Raw genomic sequence first — 23,778 nt, forward strand, 5'->3', positions numbered from 1 at the left:
GCGGGGTGGGTGGGATAAAATCGGAAGAGCAAGCAGAATAGAAGCGGTGACGCTAGCAAGCGGCTAGGGCCGCCACGCCGGGCTAGGCGACCTCAGTAAAGGCGCGGTGCAGGCCTTTCAGGGCCGCGCAACCCGGCCAAGCTGAGCAGGCCGTTAGCAGGCTGGATGCCGGGTTAGCCGATGTAAGGCGTCAGGCCAACGGCGCATAGAATGGCTATGTGTGCCGTGATACTTTGCAAATGGAGCAGACCTGGAAGCGCACAAGGTTGGGCGTGTGGTTTGAGCCACCGCATCGAGTGCGACATCCCCGAGTGTTAATAAAACACAATTATGTTCAACAGTTAGCGCGTGCTTTGCGAAGTGCTATCGTGAAATCAATCGTGATTGGTTCACCAAATATAAAGGAGGAATCAACCGTATTTCAATGGTTAACAACTTGCTAAACAGCAAATTTGCGGTGATTTTCTATCGAAATCGATGCCGCAATCGATACCGATATTATTTTTAATGCAAAAACTTGTGAAATACTTTTGTTAGTAGCGGTTTCCCCGCCCTTACCATACTTAATAGTGTATCTCTGCTCTTAGCCACCCACGTCAAGTCGCACCCAATGCGGCGCATTCTACACCGTGCTGGAAGCTGGTTTACCCTCTGTAGCCAAGGTGTCGTTTCCGTTGGCAATAGCTTTTCACCTAGTTGATGGGCTTCGGAGCACCGGTGAGCAACAAATCGGCTTTCCGCACGCGGCCGGCAGCCACAGCAGCGGCCAACGGCTGGCTGCCGCCCGCGAAGAGCTGGACTTTGCCGGGCGCTTCGACGCGTTGCGCCTGTGCATTAAGCCGCGAGAGCTGGCGCGGTGATAAGGTAAAAGTGACCGTCTTTTTCTGCCCCGCCGACAGACTCACCCGGCGGAAACCGGCCAGCGCATGCCGGGCCACGCGGCCCGTGGCGCCGGGGTGGCGCACGTAGAGCTGCACCACTTCGTCGCCGGCACGCGAACCGGTATTCTGCACCTGTACGCTTACGGTGACGGGCTGCCCGGTTACGGCTTTGGACAGCACTTTGAAGCCGCTGTACTGGAAGGTGGTGTAGCTCAGGCCATGGCCAAACGGAAACAGCGGCTCGCCGGTGAAATAGCGGTAGGTGCGGCCGGCCATGCTGTAGTTGTCGAAGGCCGGCAGTTGGGTTTCCGACTTATAAAACGTGACGGGCAGGCGGCCGGCGGGGTTGTAGTCGCCAAACAGCACATCGGCCAGGGCCGTGCCGGCGGCCTGTCCGCCGTACCAGGTGTTGAGGATGGCCGGCAGGTGGGCCACCTCCCAAGGGCAGGCAATGGCGCTGCCCGTCATCAGGGCCAGCACCACGGGCTTGCCGCTGCTGTGCAATACCTTAAGCAGTTCGGTCTGCACGGCGGGCAGGCCGATGGTGGTGCGGTCGCCGCCGCTGAAGCCGGGCACTTTCACGTTCATTTCCTCGCCTTCGAGCTTGGGCGAGATGCCCCCCACGAAGACGATGGCGTCGGCATCCTGCACCCGGGCCAGGATGTTGGCCGCGTTCATGGGCACCACCTTGGCGCCGCTGAACTTGAGAATGGTGCGCCGGTCAACTTGGAAGTACTCCAGGCGCAGGGCCAGCGGCTGGCCCTTGGTCACGTTCAGCACGTGCTGGTTGCTGGAGAAGCCGCGCCCGGTCCAGTGGTCCAGCACCAGCTTGTCGTCGACGTACAGGCGGTAGCCGTCGTCGCCGCTGATTTGCAGGGCCAGCTCCTCGGTTTTTTCGGGGGTGAAGGTAGCCAGATAGCGTGCCGACACATTTTCGGCCAATAGCCCGGGCGCAATCTCCATCTTCACATTGGCCAGGTAGCGGTCGAGGCCGGCTTCCTGGCGGATGGCCACGGCCGGACCTTCCAGGCTGGTGCCCCGGAAGTATTCGGCGTGCCAGCCGGGCTGGCCGTTGTAGGCCAACTGCTTATTGATATCCAGCGGCTCGTATACGATGTTGCTGGCGTAGTCCACGCCTTGCACGTACACCACTTCCGTGCTCGGACCCACCTTGGCCCGGATGCCTTCAAGTGGAGTTACAATATCGGTCGGGAAGCCATTGTAGTTGCCCAACTGCACGCTTTCGTTGTCGGCATTGGGGCCGAGCACCGCAATTTTCTTCAAGCCTTGGCGGAGCGGCAGCGTGTGCTGCTCGTTTTTGAGCAGCACAATGGACTCGCGCGCCATTTTCAGCGCGTGGGCCTGGTGGGGGGCGCTTTCCACTACGCTCAGCGGAATCCGGGCGTACTTCACCCGCTCCACGGGGTCGAACATGCCCAGCTGAAAGCGGATTTTGTAGAGTCGCTTCACCGACACATTCAGCTGCTCTTCGGTGATGAGCTTTTTCTGCACCGATTCTAGCAAGGAATTATAGGTAAATAGCTTGCCGGTGGCGCACTCAATGTCGGTGCCGTGCAGCACGGCATTGGCGGCGGCGGTGGCCGCGTCGGGGTCGGTTTTGTGGTGCTGCCAGAAGTCGTTCAGGCCGTCGCAGTCGGAGGTGACGTAGCCCTTGAACTTCCATTTCGCATACAAGATGTCGTTCATCAGCTTGTCGCTGCCGCAGCAGGGCTGGCCGGCGTAGGCGTTGTAGGCGCACATCACGCCGGCCACTTTGGCGTCCACTATCAGGTCGCGGAAGGCCGGCAAATACGTGTCCCACAGGTCGTAGTCGCTGATTTGGGCGTTGAACTCGTGGCGCGTCGACTCCGGCCCGCTGTGCACGGCGAAGTGCTTGGCGCAGGCCGTAATCTTCAAATACTTGGGGTCGTCGCCCTGAAAACCCTTCACCAGCGCCGAACCCAACTGGCCGGTCAGGTAGGGGTCTTCGCCGTAGGTCTCCTGGCCGCGGCCCCAGCGCGGGTCGCGGAAGATGTTGATGTTGGGCGTCCAGAACGTGAGCCCCTGGTAAATGCCCCGCTCGCCGCGCCGCACGTACTCCTGGTGCACGGCGCGGGCCTCGTCGGAGGTGATGGTGGCCATCTGCAGCATGGCATCTTTATCGAAAGTGGCCGCCATGCCAATGGCCTGCGGAAACACCGTCGTTTTCATGCTCGTGCGGGCCACGCCGTGCAGGGCCTCGTTCCACCAATTGTAGGCCGGCACGCCCAGCCGGTCGATGGCCGGCGAGGCGTTCAGCATCTGCGACACCTTTTCGGGCAAGGTCAGCCGGCTCACTAGGTCATCCACCCGCTGGTCGATGGGCAGGTCGGGGTTCTGGAAAGGGAATTCCGCTGCGTTGCCCGCCGCCGGGGGAGTGGGCCGCTGCTGGGCCCCGCTGGTGGTGAGCAGGAGCAGGCCTAGTAAGGTGGTAACGAGCTTCATGGGAGAAGGGGAAATAAGTCGGTATGGAGCGGTTCGGGGGCTAGGCAGACGAGTGGACTGGCATAGTCTACTGTCGGAGCACTTTGCGACTGACTTTAACTAGCCAATAAGCAGGGTGCAAAAAAATGCGAACCCACTAGAAATAGCGGGAGAATCTCAATTATCTGCTCCACTTCGACGTTGGGAGTTGGCTGCCACAACCTGCGCCCAACGGCTTGGTTTCACGGGGTAGGAGTAAAAGGTATTGCTTTCCATTCCGTTGCCTTCAGTCAGACGAATACGCTCGAAAACGCCATTTCTCAATTCATTTAGGAGAGCGTCGCCCTCAGCCGTTAATAGGCCGACGAGCTTATCTGCTAACGTCTCGAAGTCCGATAGTTGAGCTGCCGCTAGTAAAGCCTGCGGGTATAGTTTGGCCTTATCTAGTTCCTGGATAGTTTCCCAGAAAGTCTTGGCGCGTTTGGTTACGGTTTGATATAGCGCAAGCATCAGTTGGATTTCTCCCGATGCCTGGGTACTGACCCCATCAAATTGTTGAAGAAAATACGGGTAAAATTCGGGACGAAAGGGAGCATCCGTGAATAGCTGATTGGCCCAGGCGGTGGGCATGTGCCGCGCGTGGTCTTGGCTGGTGAGCAGAAGTACCGCCTCGCCCTCCAGGTCATGAGGATGGTCGACGCGAAATACATCGGGCCCGTGCTTAACTAAAACGGGGCCATTGGACCATTCCTCAAGCAACTCATAATCGGAGGCCCTCCAGCCGAAATGCTGTTGCACGGCAGCGTGATAGCTACGGAGCGGAACGGGATGCGTACGCTCCGTGGTCATCGTGCCCTCGGGTGCAGATTGCGGCGCGTTAAGTTGCGTGGCCATGATGATAGAGTTAATTGGCTGGTCTTGGAAAAGCCGCCAGCCAGCCGTTTACTTCTTATACACCGGGTCGTTGCCCGCGTACTTCAGCCACTTGTAGGAGGCCGAATTGGTGGTGGGCTTGCCCGATGAGGTGGCGTAGAACCCGATGAGGCAGCCAATGAAGCCGCCGGCCTCTTGGGTGCTCAGGAAATGGGCGTCCACTTTGTCCTTCAGGGTCGTCCAGGTTTTGCCATCTTCCGAGAAACCAAAGCCGTAGGTATCACCTTCGGCCCTAATGCGCAGCTGAACTTTCGCGGTGGCCGATTTTAGCGGAGCTTCGGCCAGCAGCGACATTATTTTCGGCTCGTTGGTGCTCTGGTACAGCGTAAGCACCGGTCGGCCATGAGCCATCGATTTGCAGAGGAAATAGAAGTGCTTTTCGTCTTGAAACGCGACCAAGCCAGCCTGTTCAGCATCTCCTTTCGGGCTGAATGTCAGCTCCGTCTCGGTGGTGCAGTACTGGTGCTGCTGGCGCTTGCCGATGAAGGCCGGGCTGCCCAGTTCCGCGCAGGTTTCCGGCTTTAGCTTCAGCGTGAGGCCCTTGGCTTTGCTCAGCGAAAAGCTGGTGCTGTCGACGGTGCGCATAAACAAAAGCGACGGGTCGAGCTGCTTTTCAAAGGTCAGGGTGTAGGCAAAATTGCCGCTCTGGGGCAGGGCGCCCGGCTGCTTCACCTCGCGGTAGCTAGCCTTGTATTCGTACTGCACGCCGTTGGCGCCGGTGTCGATAATGGGCCATTCGTCTTTCCAGACGACGGGGGCGATAAACGTCTCGCGGCCCGTGTTGTAGTAGTTGCCTTCGTAGGGCCGCACGGCTAGGAACACGGCGTAGGTTTTCCCGTCCGGCCCTTCCACAAACTGCGCGTGGCCGGCCGAGGTGATGGGGTTCTTGCGGTCGGCGAGCAGGCTGCGCTGGGTCAGAATGGGGTTTTTCTCGTAGGGCACGAATGGCCCCAGCGGTGAGTGGCTGCGGAAAACCACCTCGCTGTGGTTGACCGACGTGCCGCCCTCGGCCGCGTAGAGGTAGTACCAGCCGTTGGCCTGCATCAGGTGGGGGCCTTCAATCCAGACGGGTTTCTGGCTGATATCAACGCCGCCGTTCACCAGGATTTTAGCCTCGCCGCGCGTTGCCAGTTTCTCCGGGTCCAGCTCGATGATTTTGATGGTGCGGTGGCCGGAATACAGCGACTTGTTGTCCGGCGGGTCGCTGTTGTACACGACGTAGGCCTTATTCTCCTCAAAAAACAGCGAAGGGTCGATGCCCTTCACTTCGGGCAGATAAACCGGGTCGCTCCAGGGGCCGGCGGGGTTTTTGGCCGTCACCACGAAGTTGCCCTTGCGGTCGATGAGCGTGCAGGTAACGTAGTAAATGCCGTTGTGGTAGTGAATGGCCGGCGCGAATAAGCCCCGCGTCATGCGGTCGCCCAGGAAATTCATCTGCGAGGGCCGGCTGATGACGCTGCCCACCTGCTCCCAGTTTTTGAGGTCGCGGCTGTGCATCACCGGGATGCCGGGGAAGTAGGAAAACGTGGAATTGACCAGATAGTAGTCCGGGCCCACTTTCACAATACTGGGGTCGGGGTAAAAGCCACTCAGGATGGGATTGGTCAGGGTAATCGACTGAGCCGCCCCAACCGTTGGGCTAAGGAAGGCGCCCAGCAGGGCCGCTGGCAGCAAGAGCCGGCGTTTCAGGTTTTCAACTATCATTCCGGTTTTCGTTGTCTGATAACTAGTTGGCTTCAGCGCGCTGGGCCGGGCTGCCTGCGGCGCGCTTGCCGCTTTCCGCCGTGGTGGCCGGTGGGCCGAGATAAGTGGGGGTCAAACCGCCGAAGTCAACGACCAGCTTTTCCAGCACCACGCCGGGGTCCACGCGCCAGAACTTGAGCACGTGCGCGCCGGGCTTGGCCAGCGTGTGCTTTGTATCCCGGAGAATGATGTTTTCGGCCACGGCTTTTTCCCAGGGCTTGTTGCCATTATCCGCCACCAGGCCCGTGTGCAGGTTCACCAGCTGTGGTGCTTCCTCGTCGATGGACACGGCGTAGCGCAACCCCGGGCCGCCCAGAAAATTGAGCGTCGGGGCCAGGTACGCCCGCACGGTTACGGCCCCGGCCTGAGCTAGCGTGAAGCGGTATTCCAGGTGCGGGCTAGCGCCACCGGGCGCGGCCGTGGCCGCCGCCGTGACCGGAAAGGTGGTAACGGCCCCCGCCGTGCGGCCCAGGTCGGGGAGGCGCTGCCAGGTGATGGGCCCGGCATTCACCGCCTTAGTGTATTGCTCGGCCTCCACGGCAAAGAACGGCTTGCCATCGTTGGCGGCCTGATTATATGGCGCTGCACTGGCGGTGGCTTGGTCAGCGGGCAAAGTCACTACCTCCGGAATCTTGTCCACCGGCGGTTGCTGCCAGTAGGTGTAGCCGATGTGCGTCTGGTCCATCATGTGGTTCCACTTGCCGCCGGCCAGGGCGTGGTAGCGCTGCTTGATTTCGGCGTCCTTCGCGTACAGAGCCTTCGCTTTGTCGGCCAGCGCATTGGTTGTCGCCGCGCCTTTTTTGGCTGCTTCCCGGTTCTGGGCCACGGTGTAGTACAGCTCGTTGAGGTTGGCGCAGGCCTGCACGGGGTGCAGCACCAGCTGGTAGTAGGCGTCGCGAGCTTCGGCGGGCAGTTGCTTTTCAATGGCTTCAGCGCGGGTCAGCAGCGCGTTGTAGTCCGTTACCACGGTGGCCCACTCGCCGGTCGCCAGACTGTAGGTATTGGCGTCGAGAAGCTCCGGCTTGCGGCGGGCGTTGTACTTGGCGTACTTGGCCAAGATGTCGGCAATGTCCGGGGCGTGTTGCTCGCCGAACTGCCGGGCGGCCCACTGCTGCGTGTAAGCCGCCACCTGGTCAGCCTTGATTTTGTCGGGGTTCCAGGCATAATCAAGGAAAAAGCTTATGGGCAGCTCCATGGGCTTGAGGTCGCCCACGTTCACAATCCAAATCTGGTTGGCTCCGTACTCATGCGCCAAGTGCATCTGCTCCCAGATGCGTGGCAGCGGGTTGGTGTTAAGCCATTTGTAGTTGCGCGGGCCGCCCACATAGTCGAAGTGGTAGTAGATGCCGTAGCCGCCGGCGCGGGGCTTCTCGCCCGGTTTGGGCAGCTTGCGCAGGTTGCCCCAGTTGTCGTCGCACAGCAGCAGGGTCACATCGTCGGGCACGCGCATGCCCTTGTCGTAGTAATCCTGCACCTCTTTGTAAAGGGCCCAAAGCTGGGGCGTTTGCGCGGCCGGCTTGTGCGTTTCTTCAGCCAGAATCTGGCGCTGGTCGGCCACAATTTTCTCCAGCAGGGCAATGTTACTGCCCTCGCTCATGGGCTCGTCGCCGTCGCCGCGCATGCCCACGGTTACCAGACTTTCCTTGGTGCCCATGTTGCGGATGCCCTGCCGCCAGAAATCCTGGAGCGTCTTTTCGTTGGTCTGGTAGTTCCAGGGCCCGGAGCCGTAGCGCTTCCATTCCTGCTGCGAGCGCACCATGGGCTCGTGGTGCGAGGTGCCCATCACGATGCCGTACTCATCGGCCAGCACCGGACTTTGCTTGTCGTCGTCGTTGAAGGCGTTGCCCCACATGGCGGGCCACAGGTAGTTGCCCTTCAGGCGCAGCAGCAGCTCAAACACGTGCACGTACATCTTGGAGTTGATGCCGCCGAACTTCTCCTTGGCCCAGCCGCTGAGCGCGGGTGCTTCGTCGTTGAGGAAAATGCCGCGGTACTTCACCTGGGGCTCGCCCTGGGTGTGGCGCCCGGCCGATACGTAGAGGGCCTTTTGCAGCTTGGTGGGCACGTCGGCCCACCAGTACCAGGGCGACACGCCCATCTGCTGCGAGAGGTCGTAGATGCCGTAAATCGTGCCGCGCTTGTCGCTGCCGGCAATCACCAAAGCCCGCTCCACGCCGGGCAGGGGGTGCTCCACAATCTGTTCCACAAATACTTCCCACTTGCCCGCCACTGCCGATACGTCGAGCTTTTTGTCGCGCACCAGCTGGTCGATGAGCGGGCTCTTGCCCAGCGTGCCGATGAGCACCACCTCTTTGCCCCTGGGGGCCTGGTCGGTGGTCAGCGTCGGGGTCACGCGCGTGACGCGGTTGATGTCGGCCTGCAAGTCTTTGGCGGCGCGCAGCACGCCCGGCCAGTCGCTGGCGCTGGCGAATAGCGGGGCCGCTTTGCCGTCTGCTTCCAGCGTAAAGCTGTCCTTCTGCTTTTTTGAGGTCACGTACGACGGGCCATCAAGGGCGTGGGCGGGTTGACTGGCTCCCAGGGCCAGGACTACCAGCAGCAGGGCCAAGAGACGAGGCAGGAAGCAGTTTACGGGTGGGAAAATCATAGACGTGTGTTTAAAAAAAACGAGGTAGAGACGCGACACTTCGCGTCGCGTCATTGCTGATGTTAGGTAAACTGCGCGGTCCCGACTCGCAAAGGCACGGCTGCATTTATCCGCAGGCCGTTCAACGACGAGACGCGAAGTGTCGCGTCTCTACATCTGTCAACCGGCCCTACTTGGCGGCTTGCACCACTGCCCGGAAAGCTGGTTTTGGCTGGTAGTCGCGGCCGAACAGCAGCGGGTAGCTCGTGCGGCCTTTGATGGGCCAGTCGTTGAGCCAGGAGTCGGCATCCGTCACGCCCCAGAGGGTAATGCGGTCGATAACGTCGCGGTGCTTGTGAAATAGCGCGAACAGGTCGGCGTAGCGCCGGGTCAGCTTTTGCTGCACCGAGTCGGGCAGGCCGGTGGTGTACACGTTGTATTTGGCGTCGGCGCCGAAGGTTTCGGCAATGTCGGCGCCCTGCCGCCGGCTGGGGTTGGGCAGCACGTCGATGTCAAGCTCGGTAAAGTTGACGTGAACGCCCAGCTTGGCGAAGGCCACGATGCTGGCCTCCACCTGCGCAATTGTGGGCACCGTGAGGCCGTAGTGGCCCTGCATGCCAATGGCCGCCACCTTGATGCCTTTGGCCTGCAGGCTTTTCACGAGCTTAATCACGCCCTCCCGCTTTTCGGGGCGGTAGAGGCTGTAGTCGTTGTAGTACAGCTCGGCTTTGGGGTCGGCTTTGTGGGCGTATTCGAATGCCTTGGCGGCGAAATCCTCGCCGAGAATTTCCAGCCACTTGGTTTTGCGCAGGTTGCCCTGCTGGTCGTCGATGGCCTCGTTCACCACGTCCCAGCCCCCGATTTTACCCTTGTAGCGCCCCACCACCGCATTGATGTGGTCTTCGAGACGCTTGAGCAGCACTTCCCGGCTGGCCGGTTTGCCATCGGCGTCCTCAAACACCCACTTGGGCGTTTGCTGGTGCCACATGAGCGTGTGGCCGACCACGAACATCTGGTTCTGCTGCCCAAACGCCACGTAGTCGTCGGCCGGCTTGAAGTTGTACTTGTCGGGCTGCGGGTGCACGGCCTCCCACTTCAGCAGGTTTTCGGGACTGATGGTGTTGAACTGCTGCTTAATCAGGGCCGTCGCCCGGGCATCCTGGCCGCTAATCTGCCGGTAGCTCAGGGCCGCGCCCACATAAAAATCCTTCTTGAAAGCATCCTTCAGCGGCTGGTCAGCCTTCGGCCCGAAGGCCAGACCCATTCCAGCTAACGCAATGCCCAGTAATGGTTTAATCGTTTTCATAAGCTTGGTATGGCACAAGGATTCCGGCGCACACCGCCGCTTCCGAAATTTCAGGGTTGACCCGGGCGCCGCCGCCGCCGTGAGCGATAGGGGAGGGGGCCGCCTTGCAAGCAAGCGGAGAGGCGTTTCGGTGTCCGGGCAACTTACCCGGGGTGTACGGCGGCCCACTCACCATTGAGCCGCAATACCAACCGAAACGCCTCAGAGGCCCGCTCAGCTATTGCAGTAGCCGGGTAGGCCCTTCCGCCCGCTCAAAAATTATAAAACGCCCCGGCCAGCTGCTTCTTTGTCCCACCATTTCACAGCTGGCCGGTTTGTTTTAGTTATTAATCATTCGCAGTTGTTAGTCGCCTTTGGCCACTACCTGCTTCTTTTCTTCTTCTTGGCCTTCGTCTTCGGGGTGGCCGGCAAGCACGCCTTTGGCGCGTTTCACCACATTTTCCACCGTGAAGCCGAATTTCTCAAACAGCAACTCAGCCGGGGCCGAAGCGCCGAAGCGGCTCATGGCCACGATGCCGCCCTCGTCGGTTGTGTATTTGTGCCAGCCGATGGGCGAGCCCGCCTCGATGGCGAGACGCTTGCGCACAGCCTTCGGCAACACCGTTTCGCGGTAAGCTTTATCCTGGTGCTCAAACAGCTCCCAGCTCGGCATGCTCACCACGCGGGTGGGCGTGCCGTCCTGCTCCAGCACCTTTTGCGCTTCCATGGCCAGGGCCACTTCTGAACCGGTACCGATGAGAATGAGCTGGGGCTGGCCACCCCGCGCCTCGCTCAGAATGTAAGCGCCTTTGGCTACGCCCTCGCGGGCCGAGCCCAGCTTGGTTTGGTCGAGAACGGGCAGCTTCTGGCGCGAGAACACCAGCACCACCGGCGACTTGGGCGTGGTCAGGGCAATGCGCCAGGCCTCGGTGCTTTCGTTGGCATCGGCCGGGCGCAGCACCACGATGTTCGGGATGCTGCGCAAAGCCAGCACTTGCTCCACCGGCTGATGGGTGGGGCCGTCCTCGCCCAGGCCAATGCTGTCGTGGGTGAAGACGAAGGTGGCCGTGCTCTCGGCCAGGGCCGTGAGGCGGATGGCCGCCCGCATGTAGTCCGAGAACGTGAGGAAGGTGCCGCCGTAGGTGCGCAGGCCGCCATGGTGGGCGATGCCGTTCATGGCCGCGCCCATGGCGTGCTCGCGCACGCCCCACCACACGTTGCGGTTGGCCGGGTGCGCGGGCTGGAAGCTGTCGCTGCCCGACTTGTCCATCTCGTTCGAAGAAGCCAAATCAGCCGAGCCACCAAACAGGAAGGGCACCGCTTTCTTGATGGCATCCAGGGCTTTGCCCGAGGCCTGCCTAGTGGCCAGCTCACCGTCGGCGGGCGTGTACACGGGCAGGTTGGCGTCCCAGCCTTCGGGCAGTTCGCCTTTGAAGGAGAGCTGAAACATTTTCGCATCATCGGGAAAGGCTTCGGCATATTTGGCGAAGTCCGCGTCCCACTGTTTTTGCAGCTCGGCCCCATTTTGGCCGGGCTGCCGGAGGTGCTCGTACACTTCGCCCGATACCTGGAACGACTGCTCGGGGTCGAAGCCGTAAAACTTTTTGGTGGCCTTTACATTATCGGGCCCCAGCGGCGAGCCATGCGACTTGCTGGTGCCCGCCAGCGGCGAACCGAAGCCGATAATGGTGCGCACCGCGATAATTGAAGGCCGGTCGGTCACCGATTGCGCCACCTTGATGGCATTCTCGATGGCGTCGAGGTCGTTGCCGTCCGTGACGTGCTGCGTGTGCCAGTAGTAGGCATCGAAGCGCCGCATCGGGTTCTCGGTGTAGGTCAGGCTGGTGGGGCCGTCGAGCGAGATGTTGTTATCGTCGTAGAGATAAATCATCTTGCTCAATTGCAGATGGCCGGCCAGCGAGGCCGCCTCCGCCGCGATGCCTTCCATCAGGTCGCCGTCGCTCACCAGCACGTAGGTGTAGTGGTCCTGCACCGGCGCGTGGCCTTCCTTATTGTAGAGCGCGCCGAGGTGCGCCTCGGCCATGGCCATGCCCAGGCCGTTGGCAAAGCCCTGGCCCAGCGGGCCGGTGGTCACCTCCACGCCGGGCGTGAGGTGCGACTCAGGGTGGCCCGGTGTTTTGGAATCAAGCTGCCGAAACTGCTTCAAATCGTCGAGCGACAAATCGTAGCCGTAAAGGTGCAGCAGGCTGTAGAGCAGTGCCGACCCGTGGCCAGCCGACAGGATGAACCGGTCGCGGTTGGGCCACTTCGGGTCCTGCGGGTTAAAGCGCAGGAAGCGCGACCACAATACGTAGGCCATGGGCGCGGCGCCCAGCGGCAGGCCGGGGTGGCCGGAGTTGGCCTGCTGCACCATGTCGACCGATAACAGCCGGATGGTGTTGACACTCAGCTCGTCAATAGAAACTTGAGGATTGCTCATAAGCGTGGTAAAACTTCCCCGGTCAGCCGCGTCACTGTTCCCACCATTCCACGGCCGACCGGTTCGGTTTTCCCTAGATGTATTGGTTAATGATGCTTTCCAGCCACTCCTGCTTGCCACTGCGGGGCGTGGGCTCGCCCGACTTATGGGCGATGGTGCGCAGGTCTTCCAGTGTGAGGTGACCTTTCTCGAAGGCCGCGCCTTCGCCCGCGTCGAACGAGGCGTAGCGCTCGGAGCGGAACTTGCGGTAGGCCGATTTTTCAAGGATGGCATCGGCCGTGACGAGGGCGCGGGCGAAGGTGTCCATGCCGGCAATGTGGGCGATGAAGATGTCCTCCAGGTCGGTCGAGTTGCGGCGGGTTTTGGCGTCGAAGTTGATGCCGCCCTGGGTGATGCCGCCCGCTTCGAGGATGATGAGCATGCTCTCCGTCAGCTCATTCAGGTTGTTGGGAAACTGGTCGGTATCCCAGCCGTTCTGGTAGTCGCCGCGGTTGGCATCCATGCTGCCGAGCATGCCGGCATCGGCGGCCACCTGCAGCTCGTGCTGGAAGGTGTGGCCGGCCAGCGTGGCGTGGTTCACCTCCAGGTTCAGCTGGAAATCGTCCTGCAGGCCGTGCTCTTTCAGGAAGCCAATGACGGTGGCCGCGTCGAAGTCATACTGGTGCTTGGTGGGCTCGGCCGGCTTGGGCTCGATGAAGAACTTGCCGGTAAAGCCCTGCTTGCGGGCGTAGTCGCGGGCCATCGTCAGGAACTTCGCCATGTGGGCCTGCTCGCGCTTCATATCGGTGTTGAGCAGGGTCATGTAGCCCTCGCGGCCGCCCCAGAACACGTAGTTCTCGCCGCCCAGCGCAATGGTGGCGTCGATGGCATTGAGTACCTGAGTGCCGGCGTGGGCCACCACCTGGAAATCGGGGTTGGTGCTGGCGCCGTTCATGTAGCGCGGGTTCGAGAATACGTTGGCCGTGCCCCAGAGCAACTTCACGCCGCTTTCGGCCTGGTGCTGTTTCAGGTAGTCGACGATGGTAGCCAGGTTGCGCTCGTACTCGGCCAGCGAGTTGCCCTCATCCACCAAGTCAATGTCGTGGAAGCAGTAGTAGGGCGTGCCGAGTTTGGTGAAAAACTCAAACGCGGCGTCGGCCTTGTCCTTGGCGCGGCCCACAATTTCGTGGTGCGAGTCCCAGGCGAAGTTCTTGGTGCCGGGGCCGAAGGGGTCGCCGCCCGTGCCGGTGAAGGTGTGCCAGTAGGCTGTGGCGAAGCGCAGGTGCTCCTTCATGGTCTTTCCGGCCACTACGCGGTTTCCGTCGTACCACTTAAAGGCGAGGGGGTTATCCGATTCGCGGCCTTCGTAGCGAATGGTGTCGATGCCCGTAAAAAATTCTGTCTTCGAGAGCGTGTTGCTAGACATGAGCTAAAGTGGTTGATTGGGGAATAAGTTGGGATAAAGCGTCTTGCCAGCGGGCATAAGCCGTTTGGTATTGTTCACGGAGCCCGGCAGTGGGCTCCACGGTAAGAATGCGTTCGAGGCCGCCGAATGCTTCAGCCGGGCTGGCGTACACGCCCGCGCCAATGCCGGCGCCGCGGGCCGCGCCTTGGGCCGCGTCGGTGTTGTAGAGCTCCAGCGTCACGTCGCCGGCGTTCACGAAGGCCTCGCGGAACACGGGGCTCAGGAACATGTTGGCGTTACCGGCGCGCACCGTGCGTACCTGCACGCCCATCTGGCGCATGATGTTCATGCCGTAAATTAGGGCGAACACAATGCCTTCCTGGGCGGCGCGCAGCAGGTGGGCCTGGCTGTGAATGTTGAAGTTCAGGCCGCGCAATTCGGCGTCGGTGGGCTGGTTTTCGAGGATGCGCTCGGCGCCGTTGCCGAAGGGCAAAAACACGAGGCCCTCCGCTCCAACGGGTGCGGTAGCGGCGCGGCGGTTCATCTCGTCATAGGGCATTTCGCCCACCATTTTGCGCAGCCAGCTGTTGAGGATGCCGGTGCCGTTCATGCACATCAGCACGCCGTTTCGCGGCGCGGCCTCCGTGTGATTAACGTGCACAAAGGCATTCACCCGCGAGGCCGGGTCGGAAGCCGGGGCAGCGGTGATGCCGTAGACCACGCCCGAGGTGCCAGCCGTGGCGGCGATTTCGCCGGGGTTCAGCACGTTGAGGGAAAAGGCATTGTTGGGCTGGTCGCCGGCCCGGTAGCTGATGGGCGTGCCGGCCGTGAGGCCCAGCTCCTGCGCGGCCTCGGCGCTCAGGTGGCCTTGTACCGAGAAGGTTTCCACCACCTCCGGCAGCAAGTCGGTGCTGATGCCGTAGTAGTCCAGCAGCTCCTGGGCGATGGCCTGCTGCTTGAAATTCCAGAATACGCCTTCCGACAGGCCCGACACGGTGGTTAGCAGCCGGCCGCTCATTTTAAAGGCGATGTAGTCGCCCGGCAGCTGAATCTTGTGGATTTGCGCGTACACCCCGGGTTCGTTTTCGCGCACCCACTTCAGCTTGGAGGCGGTGAAGTTGCCGGGCGAGTTCAGGAAGTTTTCCAGGCAATATTCCTCGCCCAATTCAGCAAACGCCTGGTTGCCGAGGTCCACGGCCCGGCTGTCGCACCAGATGATGGCGGGACGCAGCACTTTGCCGTCTTTGTCGATGAGCACGAGGCCGTGCATCTGGTAGGTGATACCGATGCCGGCGACTAAGTCGGCATCGAAGCCGTAGGCAGCTTTGAGCTCGGCAGTGGCGTTCACGCATTCCTGCCACCAGCGCTCGGGGCTTTGCTCGGCCCAACCGGCCCGGGGCACGCTGATTTCCATCTCCTGCCGGGGCGAGATGGCCGTGGCCACGGCTTTGCCGGTGGTCACGTCGAGCAGCGAGACTTTGATGGAAGAGCTACCGATGTCGTAGCCGAGGAGGTATTTCATAGTTGAGCAGCAATGGAAGGTTATTTGGCAAGCTCCGTCGTGAAAGTGGAGGCCGGCAGGCCCTCCTGGTTATATAGATTAGCGCCTTCCGGATTATCGGCCCAAGCATAGCGTACCACTGCGGGGCTCGGCACCTGGTCATTCCAGACCACCACTTTGCTGCCCTCAATGCGCGCCTGAGCCGGCACGAACTTCCGGTCCGGCCCGGCCACCGTGAAGCCATTCAACGGCCCACCGCCTTTGGCCACCAAGCCGCTGCCCACGCCCGCGAACGTCAGCGTCGCCTTGTTGCCGGCCGCCTTCATGGCCTGAAAAAGTGGGCCGGATGATACCAATTTGGCATCGCCATAAGCCACTTTCTGGGCGGCCAGGGCCAGGCGGTGGCCCACCGTCTGCTTGTCAAGGGGGTGAATATCGTTCCACTCGCCCACGTCCGTAATCACGGCCATGCCGGTGCGGGGCAGGGCCAGCAGGCGGCGCTGGGCGTCGCGCACCTGCGCCTGGTTGCTCTCGCCGGGCTCCTTGCGGGCGGCGTTGATGTTGGCCAGCTGCACGTAGAGAAACGGCAGGCCGGGCTGGCGGAAGTTCGTGCGCCAGTCCTGCACCAGGGTTGAGGTCAGGGCGTAATAATCGTCGGGCCGGCCGGTATTGCTCTCGCCCTGGTACCAGAGCACGCCCTTGAGAGCGTAGGGCAGGGCCGGGGCCACTAGTCCGTTATACAGCACGCCGGGCTGGTACTGGAAAGTGGTGGTGCCGGGGGTGGGCGGCATCGTAGCGCCCAGCTTGTACTGCCAAGGGCCGCGCAGGTCGAGCGTCTGGCCGCCGGCCGTAAGCTGGTAGTTACGGTCCAGGGTGAACCCGCCGCGCCCACCGTTGCTGATGAGGCGCACCGTCACTACGTTTTTGCCCGGCTTCAGCACGCCGATACCGAAATCGTACTTGCGGGGCGGGTAGCGGTAGGCGGTGCTGCCCACGAGTTGCCCATTGATGTAGGTCGAATCAGCATCGACGAGCGTACCCAGCTCCAGGCGGGCCGGCTGGCCGGTCATGGCGGCCGGTACTTCGATTTCCTTGCGGAACCAGAGCACGCCGTTCACCGGACCCAGCGGGGTTTGGCCGGCCCACTCGCCGGGCACGTTCATGGTGGCCCAGCCGCTGGCATCGTAGCCGGGCGCCGACCACTTCGGCTGGCCGGGCGCTTCGCCCAGGTCGGCCCGGTGCAGCTGCTTATACCAGTCGCTCACGGCGGCGCTCTCGCGCTGTTTGGTCGTCACCACCAGCAGGCTGTCTTTGTATTTGGCGCTTTGCTGCTCGTATTTCGGAAACTGCTTCAGCGCGTCGGCGCTCAGCCAGGCTTCGGCGGGCGAGCCGCCCACGGCGACTTTAATCAGGCCGACGGGCACCTGGTATTTGGCATTGATTTCCTTGGCGAAGAAGTAGCCCACGGCCGTGAAGCCGAGCACGGTTTCGGGCGTGGCGGCTACCCAGCTGCCGCCCGTTACATCGGCCTTGGGGCCGGTGAAGGCGTAGCGCATGGGCACGTCGAACTGCCGGATGCGCGGGTTGGTGGCCTGGGCAATTTCCTGGGGGTACTTGTCGCGCACGCGGCGCATGGGCAGCTCCATGTTCGACTGGCCGGCGCAAAACCACACGTCGCCCACCAGAATGTCTTTTAGTTCAAGCTGGTTGCTGGCCCTGATGCTCATCTCAAACGGCCCGCCGGCTTTCATCGGCGGGAGCTTTACGGACCATTTGCCCTCGGCTCCGGCGGTAGCGCGGTAGGTTTTGCCCAGGAAGGCCACCGTGACGGCCTCGCCGGGCCGGGCCCAGCCCCACACCTGCACGTCGGCATCGCGCTGCAGCACCATGCCGCTGCTCACCAGGCGCGGCAGGCGCACCTGGGCGTAACCGGCCCGGCCGGCCAGCAGCGCCAGTCCTAAGCTTAGTAAAAAAAATGGTGATGCGCTGTTTTTCAAATATTTACCCGGTATAACGGGCATTTACAGTACCCCTTCATAAATAGGCCCTGGTTTCGTAGTGAAACCAGGGCCTGTTTTAACCAGTCAGCAGCCAGGGGTTAGTACCCTGGATTCTGGGTGATTTTACCGCTGGTGCGGTCAATCTCCTGCTGCGGAATGGGGCGCAGCATGTGATAGGGCTGAACGTTGGCCGCGGCGGCCGAGCCGTAGCTATCCGTAGTGTTGGGGATAGGAGAGGGCTTTGAGCTTACCAGCGGGGGCGAGAACCTTCTCACCCGGTCTACCAGCGTGTTGGTGCGCACCAGGTCGTACCAGCGCGTGAATTCGCCGCACAGCTCCCGCGTGCGCTCTTCCAGAATAAAGTCGATGCTCACCTGCGCCGTGGTAATTTCCATTTGCGCAGCGCGGCCGCTTGCTGCCGCCCGCCGGCGCACCACGTTGATGAAGTCGCGGGCTTTCGGGAGGTTGCCCAGGTACATCTCGGCCTCGGCGGCAATCAGGTAGGTCTCGGCCAGACGGAAGAGGATGACCGGCCGGTCGGAGCTAACGTTCAGGGATGAACGGGTGGCGTCGTCGTATTTGTTGATGTAGGGCGAAAACTGGGTGGTGTAGGTGCTGGGCGTGCCCACCACAAAGCGGCCACCCGGACGGGCGTTGATGCGCGTCTGCTCGGCTGGGGTAATCTCACGGCCGGCGTACCAGGCGGCGGTGTCACCCACCACGGCCCGGGGGTTGAAGGTCGTGCCGCTGTTCTGCCCAATTTTATTCACCAGCCACAGCGTGGTGAACCACTTGTTGTAGCGCGTGTCGGTGGTGCGCCACTGCCGTGGGGTGGTTTCGGAAGGCAGAATGTACGAGGTCAGCAGGTAGGGCGTGGACGTGAGGCGTCCGAAAGGCCGGCCAAGGGCCACGGTGCGCTCCACGTTGGGCAGCAAATCGTAGCGGTTGCGGTACAGAAAGGAAACCTGGTTCTGGCCGGCCAGGCCGGCGCCGTTGTCGGAAAGCCCCGTGAAGGTGGGGTCCCCGTTGAACTGGATGTTCATCAGCACTTCCTTGTCGTTCTCTTTGCCTTCCTTGAAGATGTCGGCGGGGTCGGCCTCCAGGGCGCGGCCGTACTTGCCGCCGGGGGTCGTGCCGGAGTTCGTGGCCGGACTGGGGTTGGAGTCGGCGATGAGCTCTTCGGAGAACTGCGCGGCTTTGGCGTAGTCGTCGGTCTGCCGGGCCGAGGAGGTGGCCCGGGTCAGGTAGACTTTGGCCAGCAGGTGCAGCGCAGTGGCCCGGGTCACGCGGCCCGGCTGGGCAGCGACGTTGGCAATGCCCGGCGTGGTGGCGGTGCCCAAGGCATCGTTCAGGTCCGCAATGATGGCGTTATACACGTCGGCCAGGGGCGCGCGCGCAATGTCCTTCGTGGGCGCATCCACGAACTTGAGCGTTAAGGGAACATCGCCGAAAGCCCGTACCAGCATGAAGTAATAGAAAGCCCGCAGCACCTTGGCCTCGGCCGTAATCTGGGTAACGGCCGAGGGGGTCAGGCCCTGCACCGAGCCCGCGTACTGGATAACGCCGTTGGCTCCGTTGATAAATCGGTAGCACTGGGTCCACATGCCGGTGGAGGTGGAGTTGCTGTTGTTGAGCTGCCCCCGGTTATAGTCCTCGAGCCCGTCAGAGCCCGAGGCGCCCCGCATAAACTCGTCAGTTCCCTGCGAGGTAAAGTTCGAGCCGCCCTGGTCGGTGTGAACGTTGCGCAAACCGGAATACACGCCGGTCAGGCCCGACTGCACCCCGTCGGGCGTGCCCAGGAACGAAGGGACCAGGACCGAGCGTGGATTCTCATCCAGAATGTCCTTGCTGCAACCGCTGGCCGCAACGATTAAAGCCAAAGCAACCGAGCTGCTGAGAAAAATCCTTTTCATATAGAAGTGAGGACGCTTGTAAGCGTCTGGAAAGTTGAAGAATATTAAAAGCCCAGGTTCACGCCCACAATGAAGGAGCGGTAAACGGGGAGGTTGGTGCCGTAGTCAAAGGAAACTCCGCCGTTGTTGGTGGTGCTGCCGTTAAACCGGGTTGAGTACGACAGCGCGTCGGGGTCAATGGCTTTGTTGTTCTTGTAATACTCCTCGGGCGACCAGATGAGGGGGTTCTGCACCTGCACGTAAATGCGGGCCGAGCTCATCAGGGCCGTTTTGGCCCACGCCGCCGGAATGGTGTAGCCTAGGTCGATGCTGCGCACCTTGATAAACGTGCCGCTCAGGTAAGCCAGTGACTGCGCGTTGGGCACGAAGTCGTTGAAATAAAACTGGTTGGGCTGCGGAAAGCGGTTGTCAGGCGTTTCGGGCGTCCAGTAGGGGAGGTTGAGCTGGTTGCGGCGCCCGCCGAACGTGGTGAGGTAGTTGGACGGGAACAGCAGCGGGTCCACCACGGTAGCGCCCACCCGGCTCACGGCCACAGCCGTCAGGTCGAAGCCCTTGAAGCGGAAGCGCTGGGTCATGCCGGCCTCAAACTTGGGCTGGCGCGTGCCGATGATTTGGCGGTCGGCCGCATCCACGGTGCCGCTGTTGTTGAGGTCCTCAATCTTCACCTGGCCCACTTTCAGGCCGGCCTTGGCGGCAGCGGCGATGTCAGCCGGCGTGTTCTGGTAAATGCCGGCGTACTTGTAGTCGTAGAAAACGTACAGCGGCGAGCCGATGAAGCGCTGGTTGGCGATGTCGCTGCGCTGATTGCCGTTTTCGTCCGTGCCCAGGCCCAGGTCAAGCACCTTTTCGCGGTTGATGGTGAAGTTCCAGTCGGTGCTCCACTCAAAGCCACTGGCCGTGCGCACGTTCACCGTCGTCAGGCTAACTTCCAGGCCGCGGTTTTGGGTTTTGCCAATGTTGCGGGTGAAGGAGCTATAGCCGGTCGAAGTGGGCAGCGCGTCGGGCAACAGCAAATCGCTGGTCTTCTGCTCGTACACTTCGACCGAACCGGTGACCCGGTTGTTAAAGAAGCCAAAGTCAAGGCCGAAGTTGGCGGTGGCCGTGTACTCCCAGCCCAGGTTGGGGTTGGGAATCGAGGAAGGCACCGAACCCACGGCGCCCGTGGCGCCGAAGTTGTAGTAGCCGCCGCCCAGGCCGCTGCCCAGCGAACCCAGGGTTTGGTATGGGTTCACGGCGGTGCTGCCCGTGCGGCCGTAGCTGGCACGCAGCTTGAGGTTGCTTACCCACGCCCGTTCCTTGAGGAAGGACTCATTGGCGATGTTCCAGGCCACGGCGGCCGAGGGGAAAGGTTTGTACTTGTTGCCGGGCGCGAGGCGCGACGAGCCGTCCACCCGCACCGTCAGCGTGGCCGAGTAGCGGTTGTCGAACGCGTAGTTCAGGCGGCCCATGTACGAGATGATGTCCCACTGGCTTTCGGTGCTACTGGGCGCGGTGGGCGTGCCGGCGCCCAGGTTGGAAGCCAGCTGGTAGTTCGTGGGCAGGTTTTGCGAACCTGCGCCGAAGCCATCGGTCCGGAATTCCTGCCAGCTGTACAAGCCGGTGAAGTTAATGTCATGCAGGCCAATCGTGCGATTGTAGGTCAGCACGTTTTCCGCCAGTAGATTGAAGGCAAGGCTATTCGAGCGGCTGGCGGAGTTCTGCCCGCCGTTACGGGCCGGCGTGTTGGACGCGAAAAAGCTTTCGTCGTTCTGCGTGCGGCCGTCGAGGCCTAGGTTGAGGCGGTAGTCCAACCCTTTTAGAATGTTGACCTGCCCGTAGAGGCTGTTGAAGGTGCGCAGGCGCCGGCGTTGTTCCAGGTGCGCGTTCGGCGTGTAGTACGTGAGCGCGTTGGCCTGCGCGTTGTCGGTGTTGGGATAGAGAATCGGAATGCCGTTGGCATCAAAGGGAGAAGCCAGCGGGCTGCTCGTAATGACGCTGTACATGATGCCCAGGTTCGGGTCATCCTGCTTGGTGAAGGTGTTCAGCGTGTTCAAGCCGATTTTCACCCGCGTGCCAATCTGCTGGTCCAGGGTGCCGCGCAGGGAGTAGCGCTGAATGCGCTGCACGGGCTGGATGCCGGTTTCGTCGTAATAGCCCAGCGAGGCCGAATACTGCGTCTGGTCGGTGCCGCCGCTCACGCCCAGGGCGTGGTTCTGGATATGACCATTCTGGAACAGCAAGTCCTGGTAGTCGAAGGTTTTGCCGGCGGTGTAGTTGGCCAGCTCCTCGGTGGTCAGGAAGCCCGCAGCCGTGGCCGGGTTCTGCCCATTGGCCCGGTAGGCTTCCGCCCGGTATTTGTAATACTCCTGCCCGTCCTGCAGGTCGTAGTAGCCATAGGCTCTCTTCGTTCCATAATAGCCGCTGTAAGTGGCTTTGGGAGCACCCGATTTGCCGCGCTTGGTCGTAATCAGGATAACGCCATTAGCGCCGCGGGCCCCGTAGATGGCCGTCGAGCTGGCATCTTTCAGCACTTCCACGCCCGTGATGTCGTCGGGGTTCAGGTCGTTGAGGCTGCCGTCGTAGGGCACGCCGTCTACCACCAGCAGCGGGTCGTTGGAGCCGGCAAACGAGCGGTTGCCCCGGATGCGGATAACCGGGGCCTGGCCCGGGGAGTTGGTGGTGCTGGAGATGTTAACGCCCGCCGCGCGGCCCTGCAGGGCTTGGCCGATGTTGGCCACCGGCACGTCGCGCAACTGCTGCTCGCTCACCGACGAGATGGCGCCCGTCACCTGGCTTTTTCGCTGGCTGCCGTAGCCCACTACCTGCACCTCGCTCAGCGACTGGGCCTCAGTGGTCAGCCGGACGTTTACACTACCCGAAGCACCTATCGGCACCTCCTTCTTTTCATAGCCAATTGAGCTGATAACCAAAGTAGTGGCATCAGCCGGCACATTCAGCGAGTATTCACCCGCCGCGTTGGTGGTGGCCCCAATAGTGGTGCCTTTCACAATGACGGTAACCCCCGGCAGCGTTTCGCCCGAATCGGACTTGATGGTGCCGGTGACGGTGCGACCGGCCTGAGCCCAGGCTGCACCGGGAAGCATGGCTCCCAATAGCAGCGCCGACCCCAGGGCGGGAATCCAGCGCCGTTCCCGGCGCGGCGCAATGACAGATAAATGTGCTTGCATGGTAATGAGTGGGTTTTTGTGGTGGGTATGTAAGGTTTGATTGAGGCGCGATGGGTGGGTTAAAAGCCGATGGAATTGCCGCCGTCCACGGGCAGGGAGGCGCCGGTGATGTAGCGGGCCGCATCGGAAGACAGGAAAACGGCCGCGTTGCCGATGTCTTCGGGTTGGCCAAACTTGCCCATGGGCGTGCGGCGCATGGCGCGGTCGCGGCGGTCGGGGTCGGAGTTCATGGCCGTGCGGCTCATGGCGGTTTCGATGAAGCCCGGCGCGATGGCATTCACCCGCACGCCGTGGCCCGAGAACTCCGAGGCCAGCACCTTCACCATGCCCTCCACCGCCGACTTGGAGGCCGCGTAGGCCACCACGCGGTCGATGCCGTAGTAGGCGGCCATCGAGGAAATCATCAGGATGCAGCCTTTTTGGCGGGCCATCATGCGGCTGGCACAGGCCCGTGTGAGGGCAAATACCGAGTGCAGGTTGGTGTGCAGAATGCGGCTGAAGTCCTCGTCGGTTACTTCCAGCGCGGGCTTTTTCAGGTTGATGCCGGCGTTGTTCACCAGGATGTCGAGCGGACCGTGGGTGGCTTCCACCTCGGCCACCATGGCATCGATGGCTGATAAGTCAGTCACGTCGTTCACCACGTACTGCACCGATTCGCCGATGGACTCGGCCGCCTCGCGCAGCACCGCCTCGCGCCGGCCCGTGATGATGACCGTGGCCCCGGCCGCCGCCATGCACTGCGCAATGGCCAGCCCAATGCCCGTGCCGCCGCCGGTTATCAGCGCCCGCTTGCCCGCGAGCGAAAACACGTCGGCGTGCTGCGGCTGTGTTTGGCTGGTGGTTGTTTCGGCGGGGCCGTTTTGGCCGTTGGAAAACAGGTTTTGCATCTTAGGGGGGAGCGGTTTTGCTAGATTGAATTATTTGAGCTGGTAGAGGTCGACCAGGGTTTTAACCTCGGCCAGGGTGCGCGCGGGCGGCGCGAAAGGGGCTGGCAGCGGCTGCTTGGCGTAGGTCTGGAAGTAGAGCACGCAGGCATCGCGCCACCACAGCGCCTCGCGCCGCTGAATGGCCAGCCGGGCCGCCACGTCGGCGTGCAGGGCCGGGTCTACGGCGGGCTTGGCGGCGGCCCACTGCTGCTGCATCCAGGTCACCGAGTCGGCGCCGGTGTAGTAGCGCGTCACCAGTTCGTTCCAGAGGGTGCGGCCGGTGGGCAGCGGCTGCGTCCAGCCCACGTGGTGGAACCAGAGCAGGTAGTTGAGCGGAGTGGTTTTGGCATCGCCCCACTGCTTTTGCACACCCGGCGAATAGAGCGCCAGCGCGTTGGAGCCGGTGGCGGTGCGGTCGAAGCCCAGGCCCACGGCGTCGGCTTTGTGGTAGTACACGGCGGTCCAGTCGGGGCGGCCGGCTTCGGCCAGCCAGGGCTCGGGGCCGTAGTGAATGTTCTGGCCCATGATGTGGTGCAGGCCCAGCGGCGTGGTGTAGCG

At 62.0% G+C, this 23,778-nt stretch carries 12 protein-coding genes and 1 pseudogene; all 13 read right to left on the reverse strand.

The genetic code is table 11. From position 1 onward, the window contains the following. Positions 1-692 precede the first annotated feature (692 nt). Positions 693-3,365: a glycoside hydrolase family 3 C-terminal domain-containing protein gene (locus tag Q5H92_RS19890; protein ID WP_305013308.1), complete on the reverse strand. Its 2,673-nt coding sequence runs from the start codon at positions 3,363-3,365 to the stop codon at positions 693-695. 156 nt (positions 3,366-3,521) lie between these two features. Beyond that, positions 3,522-4,238 (reverse strand): hypothetical protein, encoded by a 717-nt coding sequence (locus Q5H92_RS19895; RefSeq protein ID WP_305013309.1) that lies wholly within the window; start codon positions 4,236-4,238, stop codon positions 3,522-3,524. A gap of 48 nt (positions 4,239-4,286) precedes the next feature. Next, positions 4,287-5,981 (reverse strand): glycoside hydrolase family 43 protein, encoded by a 1,695-nt coding sequence (locus Q5H92_RS19900; RefSeq protein ID WP_305013310.1) that lies wholly within the window; start codon positions 5,979-5,981, stop codon positions 4,287-4,289. 22 nt (positions 5,982-6,003) lie between these two features. Continuing rightward, on the reverse strand, positions 6,004-8,625 hold the full coding sequence (locus Q5H92_RS19905) for a glycosyl hydrolase 115 family protein (RefSeq protein ID WP_305013311.1): 2,622 nt from the start codon (positions 8,623-8,625) through the stop codon (positions 6,004-6,006). A gap of 169 nt (positions 8,626-8,794) precedes the next feature. Then, positions 8,795-9,910: an endo-1,4-beta-xylanase gene (locus Q5H92_RS19910; RefSeq protein ID WP_305013312.1), complete on the reverse strand. Its 1,116-nt coding sequence runs from the start codon at positions 9,908-9,910 to the stop codon at positions 8,795-8,797. Between the two features lie 343 nt (positions 9,911-10,253). Next, positions 10,254-12,329, reverse strand: a complete 2,076-nt coding sequence (gene tkt, locus Q5H92_RS19915; RefSeq protein ID WP_305013313.1) for a transketolase — start codon at positions 12,327-12,329, stop codon at positions 10,254-10,256. 73 nt (positions 12,330-12,402) lie between these two features. Further along, positions 12,403-13,734: a xylose isomerase gene (gene xylA / locus Q5H92_RS19920; RefSeq protein WP_305013314.1), complete on the reverse strand. Its 1,332-nt coding sequence runs from the start codon at positions 13,732-13,734 to the stop codon at positions 12,403-12,405. Then, a complete protein-coding gene (locus tag Q5H92_RS19925) occupies positions 13,727-15,235 on the reverse strand; it encodes a xylulokinase (protein WP_305013315.1) in 1,509 nt (502 codons plus the stop codon). The genes xylA and Q5H92_RS19925 overlap by 8 nt, the downstream gene beginning before the upstream one ends. Positions 15,236-15,255: 20 nt before the next feature. Next, complete coding sequence (locus tag Q5H92_RS19930) at positions 15,256-17,211, reverse strand: sialate O-acetylesterase (protein ID WP_305013316.1); 1,956 nt, start codon at positions 17,209-17,211, stop codon at positions 15,256-15,258. Between the two features lie 101 nt (positions 17,212-17,312). After that, positions 17,313-19,094, reverse strand: a complete 1,782-nt coding sequence (locus tag Q5H92_RS19935; RefSeq protein ID WP_305013317.1) for a RagB/SusD family nutrient uptake outer membrane protein — start codon at positions 19,092-19,094, stop codon at positions 17,313-17,315. Between the two features lie 77 nt (positions 19,095-19,171). After that, positions 19,172-22,294 carry a SusC/RagA family TonB-linked outer membrane protein gene (locus tag Q5H92_RS19940; protein ID WP_305013318.1) on the reverse strand — a complete coding sequence of 1,041 codons (3,123 nt, stop codon included), beginning with the start codon at positions 22,292-22,294 and terminating at the stop codon, positions 19,172-19,174. Between the two features lie 59 nt (positions 22,295-22,353). Continuing rightward, on the reverse strand, positions 22,354-23,181 hold the full coding sequence (locus tag Q5H92_RS19945) for an SDR family NAD(P)-dependent oxidoreductase (protein ID WP_305013319.1): 828 nt from the start codon (positions 23,179-23,181) through the stop codon (positions 22,354-22,356). 30 nt (positions 23,182-23,211) lie between these two features. Then, a pseudogene (locus Q5H92_RS19950) lies at positions 23,212-23,778 on the reverse strand (alpha-glucuronidase); the annotation flags it as partial.

Source organism: Hymenobacter mellowenesis (genome assembly GCF_030581005.1).
Taxonomy (GTDB): domain Bacteria; phylum Bacteroidota; class Bacteroidia; order Cytophagales; family Hymenobacteraceae; genus Hymenobacter; species Hymenobacter mellowenesis.

Coding starts and splice junctions, on each gene's coding strand:
- Q5H92_RS19895 (WP_305013309.1), bottom strand. CDS start 4,238: ATGGCCACGCAACTTAACGCGCCGCAATCTGCACCCGAGGGCACGATG.
- Q5H92_RS19910 (WP_305013312.1), bottom strand. CDS start 9,910: ATGAAAACGATTAAACCATTACTGGGCATTGCGTTAGCTGGAATGGGT.
- tkt (WP_305013313.1), bottom strand. CDS start 12,329: ATGAGCAATCCTCAAGTTTCTATTGACGAGCTGAGTGTCAACACCATC.
- xylA (WP_305013314.1), bottom strand. CDS start 13,734: ATGTCTAGCAACACGCTCTCGAAGACAGAATTTTTTACGGGCATCGAC.
- Q5H92_RS19890 (WP_305013308.1), bottom strand. CDS start 3,365: ATGAAGCTCGTTACCACCTTACTAGGCCTGCTCCTGCTCACCACCAGC.
- Q5H92_RS19940 (WP_305013318.1), bottom strand. CDS start 22,294: ATGCAAGCACATTTATCTGTCATTGCGCCGCGCCGGGAACGGCGCTGG.
- Q5H92_RS19900 (WP_305013310.1), bottom strand. CDS start 5,981: ATGATAGTTGAAAACCTGAAACGCCGGCTCTTGCTGCCAGCGGCCCTG.
- Q5H92_RS19925 (WP_305013315.1), bottom strand. CDS start 15,235: ATGAAATACCTCCTCGGCTACGACATCGGTAGCTCTTCCATCAAAGTC.
- Q5H92_RS19905 (WP_305013311.1), bottom strand. CDS start 8,625: ATGATTTTCCCACCCGTAAACTGCTTCCTGCCTCGTCTCTTGGCCCTG.
- Q5H92_RS19945 (WP_305013319.1), bottom strand. CDS start 23,181: ATGCAAAACCTGTTTTCCAACGGCCAAAACGGCCCCGCCGAAACAACC.